Annotated in this window: 8 protein-coding genes; all 8 read left to right on the top strand. The window is 62.2% G+C overall.

Annotated features, from left to right (window positions below):
* Positions 1-85 precede the first annotated feature (85 nt).
* The gene (locus EOM25_10670) at positions 86-721 is read left to right on the top strand and encodes a hypothetical protein (protein ID NCC25639.1); all 636 of its coding nucleotides are present in this window, start codon (positions 86-88) and stop codon (positions 719-721) included.
* Entirely contained in the window at positions 718-1,194 is a 477-nt protein-coding gene (locus tag EOM25_10665; protein ID NCC25638.1) for a hypothetical protein, read from the top strand. The genes EOM25_10670 and EOM25_10665 overlap by 4 nt, the downstream gene beginning before the upstream one ends.
* A 2-nt stretch (positions 1,195-1,196) precedes the next feature.
* Positions 1,197-1,946, top strand: a complete 750-nt coding sequence (locus EOM25_10660) for a ferrichrome ABC transporter ATP-binding protein (GenBank protein ID NCC25637.1) — start codon at positions 1,197-1,199, stop codon at positions 1,944-1,946.
* A 59-nt stretch (positions 1,947-2,005) separates the two neighbouring features.
* The gene (locus EOM25_10655) at positions 2,006-2,353 is read left to right on the top strand and encodes a hypothetical protein (GenBank protein NCC25636.1); all 348 of its coding nucleotides are present in this window, start codon (positions 2,006-2,008) and stop codon (positions 2,351-2,353) included.
* Positions 2,354-2,536: 183 nt separating this feature from the next.
* Complete coding sequence (locus EOM25_10650) at positions 2,537-3,010, top strand: hypothetical protein (GenBank protein NCC25635.1); 474 nt, start codon at positions 2,537-2,539, stop codon at positions 3,008-3,010.
* Positions 3,003-6,653, top strand: a complete 3,651-nt coding sequence (locus EOM25_10645) for a phage tail tape measure protein (GenBank protein ID NCC25634.1) — start codon at positions 3,003-3,005, stop codon at positions 6,651-6,653. Before EOM25_10650 ends, EOM25_10645 begins: the two co-directional genes overlap by 8 nt.
* A gap of 3 nt (positions 6,654-6,656) precedes the next feature.
* Positions 6,657-7,025 (top strand): hypothetical protein, encoded by a 369-nt coding sequence (locus tag EOM25_10640; GenBank protein NCC25633.1) that lies wholly within the window; start codon positions 6,657-6,659, stop codon positions 7,023-7,025.
* Positions 7,026-7,085: 60 nt separating this feature from the next.
* The coding region (locus EOM25_10635) for a hypothetical protein (protein ID NCC25632.1) at positions 7,086-7,600 on the top strand (515 nt) is incomplete at its 3' end.

Here is a 7,600-nt window from a genome sequence, read left to right as displayed (position 1 = left end):
CGGCCGGATCCGACCGCGAGACCATCAACCGCCGGGGCCTGGGCGCGGTCTGGAAACTCTATGTCAGCCATTCCAGGGGGCTCAAGTGAAAATCGACATACGGACCGAAGGCCTGAAGCCCTTGACCATCGCCTTGTCCGAGGCCGGGGGGAAGTTCGAGCGGGCCAAGGTCTCGGCGCTGAAGTCAACAGGATGGATGATCCGGGGCGAGATCCGGGCCGCATACGAGGCCCTGCCCCAATCGACCCACGGCCTGTCTCGGATGTTTCGGGAAAACAAGGGCAAGCAATGGACCAAGCGCGGGAAAGAGCCGGGTATGTCCTGGTTCGGGCGGTTCGTGCGCTATGCGGCCGCCCCCGACGGAAATGAAGCGATGATTACCCTTGGTCGATCAGGAAAAGGGCAAAACGCCTACGGGAAAATGGACCACGGCCTGGCGAGTATGGCCGACAAGCATGAGAAAGGCCGGTCCTTTGCCGTGACCGACAAGATGCGGCGAAAATTCGCGGCCACCAAGCGGGCCGCCGGATGGAGACCCGGGAGACGGATGCCGAAACACGGCGGCTGGGAATACTTCGCCCTTCGCAAAAGTACGGGGTCAATCAATGTCCCGGCCCGGCCGGTCTGGGGTCCGGTCCGACAAAACATCTCGGGCCCGGCGGCTAAATGGTTCGAGGAAAAATTTTATGGAGCCCTCCGGCGATACGGGGTTTTGAGTTGAAATCGTCAGAGCTTTTGACCGTGCTTGTGGAGGCCCTGGTCGGCCACCAGGGCCTGCGAACCCTGGCCCAGTCGGCTACCGGAAACCTTCCTCTGATCCAGACCGGGGTCAAGGTGGATTCCCCGGCCCCGGACCGCCTGCATGTTCTGATCCGGTCGGTGGCTCCGCTTGAAAGATCCAACGCGGCCGCCGCCCCTACCCGCCAGGGGTCGGTTTCGACGCGGCCAACCTGGACCGTGGAGGTGATTTGTTGCGTGGCCGGTCCGCCCGACGTGCGGACCGAGATCACAGGACAGGCAACGACCGTGCTCTCAAGGGCCTTTGCCTTGGCTTTGGACACGGCGGACGAAGTTCTGTCCGCCTATGGGGGATCCGGCATCGGCCTTGTGGTCGTTCGGGAGATGGAAACAGACCAATGGGCGGATACCGTGGCCGTCCGGTCGGTTTATGAAATCACGGCAAGAAGGAGATAGAAATGGCAGATTACAGTTATATCGGGGTCGGAAAAATCTACCTGCGCGACAGGTCCAACGTAGCGGCCGGCCTGATCGAGATCGGCAACTGCTCGTCCTTGTCCTTCAAGGTGGACGAGGAGATCAAGGAGCAGCAGGACTTCCGCAACGTGGGCGGCGGCGTCCTGAACGAGGTCCGGCGCATCAAGGGCGTGGCCATCGACATGAGCCTTGAGGAGCTGACTCCGGCCAACCTGGCCCGGGCCCTGTACGGTTCGGCCTCGGCCGTTTCCGCCGGGACCGTGGCCGCCGGTGATCCGGAAACCGTCACGGCCCGCAAGGGGGCCCTGGTCAAGCTGGCCCACGCCAACCCATCTACCGTGGTGGTCAAGAGCGAAGGCGGATCCATCACCTACGAGGCCGGATCTGACAAAGACTATGAGGTACGCACTGGCGGGATTTACATCACCCCTGACAGCGACATCGTGGACGGCTCAACCCTGACCGTCACCTATTCCTACGGCGCCCAGAACGTGATCCAGGCCCTGGTCAGTTCTTCCAAGGAGTACGAGCTGTTCTTCGAGGGTCTGAACGAGGCCCGCACCGGTTCCCCCGTGAACGTCGAGGCCTGGCGGTGCAAGCTGGGTGCCCTGGCCGACCTGGCCCTGCTCGGCAGCGATTACGCCAGCCTGAAGGTCACGGGCAAGGTCCTGAAGGACACCACCCAGGCCGCAGGTATTAGTCAGTATTTCCGGGCGACCATCGTCGAATAATCCGTAGGGGCGACGCATGCGTCGCCCTTACATGAATCGCCCCAACAACAGGACACCACATGCGCAAAATCATCGAATTCAAAATAGGCGACCAGGCCTTCACGGCCAGGGAATTGTCCGTTGCCCAGATCCGGGAGCTGCTGGACGCCATGGCCAATGCCTACCAACCCCATCTGATCGACATGCTGTTTCCCGAATCCGGCATCAGCGGGGGGATTGTGGCCGCTTCCCTGGGCTTGTCCCTGGACGACCTTGACGCCTTGGACCTGGCTCCGTCCGAACTGGAGACCGTGGTCGCCAAGGTTGGGGAGGCCAACCCTTTTTTGTCCGGGCTGATCCTGCGTCTGGCCGATCTCGGCCGGAAAATGTCCAGCCTGGAGACATCGACCGGGCCGTCTGCCGCCTGATCGAACGCGGCCATGTCAACGCCTGGGATTATGGATGGGGGTTTTTCCTGGTCTGCGTGGAGGCGGGCATGCCCCTAGAACCGCGTTAGTCATGCGTTAGAATTTCACGAATGCCGAAAAAGGTATGTTGGGCCGCCCGGGCATCGAAACGGCCCTGAAATCGAAAATCAGCAGGGGGACCCCATGCGGAAAATCATCATCGTCGGGTCGGCCCCCGGGGGCGCCAAACAGGCCAAGGCCTGGCTCAGAAAAAACAAGGGCGCGGCCGTCTGCCTCATCAACGAGGAAATCGCCGCCTGGCGAGGCCCGGCCGATTTCGCGGCCACCCTCCACCCCGAGAAATTGCCGGATTGGCTCGTAAGGGCGACGCATGTGTCGCCCCTACAGAAATCAGGCCGTACAAAACCAGCCGCCCCTACAACCATCTGGACCCGCGAATCCATCACCTACCACCGAGCCGTTGGCACCTCCGCCCACCTGGCCGTCATTGCCGCCATTCAGAACGGTTTTGACGCTGTGGCTTTGGCCGGGGCGACCATGGACGGACCATACGCCATGGCCAGGCCCATCTGGGAGCGGGCCAAGCGGGACGGCGAAATCGAGGCCCTGACCGAGGTTTTGACCGATGGCTGGCTGAAAGGGCTGATCCATGGCTAACACGGTTCAGATCATCATCGAGGCCGTGGTCAAGGGCCTGGAACAGGTCAAGGCCATGGGCGAGGCCGTGGGCAAGGACCTGGGCGTCGCATTGACCAAGACCACCGACGCGACCAAGGGGTCTGAAAAGGCCCAGGGCCAGCTGAATCAGGAATTGGACAAGGGCCGCAAACACGTCCAGGGGCTCGGCCAGGGCCTGGGCGACGCCAAGACCGGACTCCTGGCTCTGGCCGGGGCGGCTTACGGCGCGGTCAAGGCATTTCAGTCGTTTTCCGAATTCCAGACCCGCATGGCCGAGGTCTCCACCCTGACCGACGCCACCGCCGAGGAGATGCGGGGCTTGCGCGGGGAAATCGAGCAGATTTCCCGCCGGGTTCCCCAGGCGGCTTCCGTCCTGGCCGCCGCCGAGTATGACATCATTTCGGCCGGGGTATCGCTGACTGAATCAACAGCTGTTCTTGAGCTGTCGGCCAAGGCGGCCGTGGCCGGAGTCACGGACACCAAGACCGCCGTCAATGCGGGCCTTGGGGTCATGAACGCCTACGGCCTCTCGACCTCCGAGCTTTCCCGGATCTACGACGTCCTTTTCCAGACCGTGAAATCCGGCGTGACCACCTTCCCGGCCTTGTCCCAGAGCATAGGCGACGCCCTGCCCACGGCCAAGGCCGCCGGGGTGGCCTACGATGAGGTGGCCGCGGCCATCGCCTCCATGACCAAGGCCGGGATCAAGACCCCGCAATCGGTCACGGCCCTGAAAGGGGCCATCAACGCCCTGGCTGCGGCCACCCCTGAGGCCAAAGCCCAGATGGAAGAGCTTGGCATCACCTGGAATGGGCTCATCCCCACCCTGGAGAAGATCGCCGAGAAGAATCTGTCCATCGACCAGATGCGCAAGCTCATCCCTGACGCCGAGGCCCGGACCGGAGTCCTGTCCCTGACCCAGAATCTGGACGGGCTCAAGGACGTGCTGTCCGGCATGGACAAGGCTTCCGGCTCCATGGAGGAGGCCTACGGCAAGATGGCCGACACCCCGGCCAACCAGCTTCAGCTTCTCACCAATGAGCTGTCCATTCTCAAAAATCAGGCCATGGAGGTCGTAGTCGATGGATTGCTTCCAATAGTCCAGGCTATCCGGTCCTTTATCGACGGATTCAAGTACGCCGACGAGGGGACCAAAATTTTGATTGGCACCCTGGCTTCAGGCGGGGCCGCCCTGGCCATCTGGAACCTTGGCCTGCGCTCCATGGTCACTGGATTGACGAATGCTGTCGCCGGGATGCGGGCTTTGGCTGCGTCAACGACCGCCGCCGGAACGGCCATGAAGGCCTTCAATGCGGTCTGCCTTCCGGTACTTGCCATCCTGGGGGCGATCAAGATTGCAGAGGCCGCCTATGAGTTCTTCCAGCTGACGCAGGCCCTAAACGCGGCCGCTGAGGCCACCGAGAACATGCGGGCCAATGCCGTGCGCCTCCAGGAGAAGTTCAAGGACTTCAAGGACGTTCGCTTGCCGGACGATTGGCTGGGGCAGGCCCCGGAGCAGTTGTCGGGGCTGGAGCGGGACCTGTCCAAGGCCTACGCCCATCATGTGGCCCTGGCCAACGAGCTGCGGGCCAAGGCCTCGGAAACGACCTGGTACGGGACTCTGACCGATAGTGCCAAGGCCGCCACTGCGGAGTTGAATAAACAGGAAAAATTGGTGGCCGAGGTCGGCGGACAGCTTCAGAAACTGCGGACCCACCTTAATGACGCGGGATGGTCAATGGGGGCCATGAGCCGGTCGGCGGATCAGGTTCAAAAAGACCTGACCAAGGTGCAGAACGAACTGGACGAGACCAGGAAGGCCCTGGCCAAATACACAGACAGTTACAACAAGCTCGACGCGGAACGGGTCAACAACGCCATCGGCCGGGAAAATGACCTGGCTTCCATCAGGTCCAGGAATTGGAGCGAACGCGAGAAGTCGGACGACGCTGAAAGGCGGTCCAAGGAGCACCTGGCCAAGGCCGAAGAGGCCCTTGTGGAGGCCGAGAAGCACCGCCTGGACCAGACCGAGGAGGGCAAGGCGGCGTTCGAGCACCAGGTCAACCTGGCCAAGACCCACGCCGAACACGCCAAGGGTTTGGCTGGCAGCATCGAGGACACGGACAAGGCGGTAAATATCACCACCAAGTCTTGGGACTTACTGGATCAGTCCAGGGAAAAGGCCCTGTCCAAGCTCGACGCGGAAACCAAGCCCCTGCGCGAAAAGCTCCAGGGGCTCACCGAGCAGGCCGGGGATTTCAAGAAAGAACTCGAAGCCATCGAGGCCAAGAACATCGAGGCCAAGATCGAACTGGACGACAAGGAGGCCTTGGCCAAGCTTGGCGAGATCAGAAAGGACACGTCGAGCACCCACACGGTCCATGTCAAGAAGGTCGAGGAAAACGCCCTGGGCGGCCCGGCCGGATGGTCCCGCCCCCAGGGGCGCATCCCGGGCGACGGGTCCGTGGACGACGTCCCGGCCCTGCTCATGCGGGGCGAGTACGTCATCCGCAAGGACGCGGTCAAAAAATACGGGCCGGGCCTGTTCGACGCTCTGAATCACGGCCTTTTGCCCGCCTTCGCCTCGGGCGGGAAGGTCGGCTCGTGGTACGAGGAGTTCAAAAAGAGGCAGAAAAAAGGAGCCGACGACCGCGACGCCCGGTACGCCTCCCAGGATTCCGGATCGTCCGGATCGACCACCAGGTCCGGCATGCGTCAGGGCATGGAATCCACCGAGGAACGCAACGCGCGGCTGACGGCCGAGAAAGACGGGAAGTCCGGGGGATCAAAGAGCGGTGGCAAGTCGGTGGTGTACCCGTACTATATTTGGAAGATGCTGCATGAGCGACAACTTGGCTCAGACAAAGACGTTGATTCCCAAGAGTTCGAAATAGAGTCGGAGATTGTACGTGAAGAAGTGTCTGGGTGGCCGCGCTATATGGCAGGGCAAGCCTTTAGGACGCCACTACTTCCCACGATGGAGATGTTTAGTAGTGCATGGGAGGAAGGGCTTGAATCGCTTGAGGAGGCAAATATCGACAATGCCATGGGCCGCCCTCCGGAGTCTGCCGGGGTAAAAATGGTCTTAGCGCGGATGGCCCGCGCATGGCAGCTTGCAGCGTCTGGAGCCGCAAAGGTTGGAGAAACCAGAGACTCGGCCAGTAGGCGGCTTATGGCTGTTGGTGTGTTGCCGGGGGCAGAGGATCGCCCGGCGCATCTGCAATCATGGCTCGAAACTCTAAAGAAACGGTTGACGCCCCTGTGGTCACCACTCGTCGGGCCCATGGGCTTCAACTGGCCCATGGGGTTTGCCGAAGGCGGTCCTGTCCAGGGCGGCATCCCCGGCATGGACTCGGTCCGGGCCATGCTCACCCCGGGCGAATACGTCATGCGTCAGTCCGTGGTTTCGGCCCTGGGGCGGGGCTTTTTCGATGCCCTGAACCAGCCCAAGAAATTTGCCGACGGCGGCATGGTGGGATCGGCAACGGCCTCGGCCAACAAGACCGTCACGGTGAAATTGCAGGGGGCCAATGGCCGGACGGCCTCGGGTCTGTTCGGCGAAAAGGAGGCCGAGACCATGCTGAAAATCCTGAACGAGGCCGGTCTGACGGCGGCGGTGTAAAGTATGCCCATCACCCTCGATTCCACCACCCTGGACCCGAATTTCTGCTGGTCCGACGAATACGACTGGAGCCCGGTCGGCCAGGCCCGAGCCTATTCCCTGTCCGGGGCCATGGTCCTGGAAACCACGGCCAAGCAGTCCGGCAGACCCATCACCCTGGCCAACGCTTGGGTGACCAAGGCCGAGGTGGAAACCCTGCGGGCCCTGGTGATCACCAACGGCGAGATGACCCTGACCCTGCACGATGAGCGGGAGTTTGACGTCCGATGGGACCACGACGGCCCGGCCCTGACGGCCGTTCCGGTCATTGAATACGCCGATCCGGCCGACGCCGATTTTTACGAGGTCACCCTGAAATTTTTGACCGTGTAGGGGCGTAGGGGCGACGCATGCGTCGCCCGCACAGAAACCCGCCAAATATGAGGAACCCCAATGCCAATAACCCAATCCGACATCAAGCTCATGGCCTCACAGGAGCTGACCGACCGCGATGACGCCGGCGGGCGCATGACCGGGAACGAAGTGCCCGACGGCTCGGTCAATAACCTGTTCCCGGACATTTCCCGCCTGGACCGGGTCTATGGCCGGGTTTCCATGCGGAAATGCTTTCCGTTCGTGGATACGGCCGACCAGTCAACCTATTACGGGGCCCACGCCATCCTGACCGACCCCCCGGACGACCCCCTGGTTTCCGTGACCATGTTTTCCGAGGGGGACCCCACGGACCGGCGGGAGGATGCCCGGGACCGGGTCGAGCAGTATGTCATCCAGGGGCCCCGGGCTACGTTTTTTTTGATGGGCCTGCACCCGGCCGGGATGCGGACGATTGTCTGCTGGCAACCCGTGGGGTGGGGCCAGCCCAAGGTCGGGGAGGTCCTTTTCCTCCGGATACAAACCGGGGTTTCGCAGTATGTGAGGATCACCGAGATCGAAAGCGAACGCCGGAC

This window comes from Deltaproteobacteria bacterium, assembly GCA_009929795.1.
Lineage (GTDB): Bacteria > Desulfobacterota > Desulfovibrionia > Desulfovibrionales > Desulfomicrobiaceae > RZZR01.
The sequence above is the reverse complement of the archived record's forward strand: the minus strand, read 5'-3'. Positions and strand labels throughout refer to the sequence as shown.

Bases quoted from the DNA above. Each gene is read 5' to 3' on its own strand.
- EOM25_10650 (NCC25635.1), top strand. From the start codon at position 2,537: ATGCGGAAAATCATCATCGTCGGGTCGGCCCCCGGGGGCGCCAAACAG.
- EOM25_10640 (NCC25633.1), top strand. From the start codon at position 6,657: ATGCCCATCACCCTCGATTCCACCACCCTGGACCCGAATTTCTGCTGG.
- EOM25_10655 (NCC25636.1), top strand. From the start codon at position 2,006: ATGCGCAAAATCATCGAATTCAAAATAGGCGACCAGGCCTTCACGGCC.
- EOM25_10660 (NCC25637.1), top strand. From the start codon at position 1,197: ATGGCAGATTACAGTTATATCGGGGTCGGAAAAATCTACCTGCGCGAC.
- EOM25_10645 (NCC25634.1), top strand. From the start codon at position 3,003: ATGGCTAACACGGTTCAGATCATCATCGAGGCCGTGGTCAAGGGCCTG.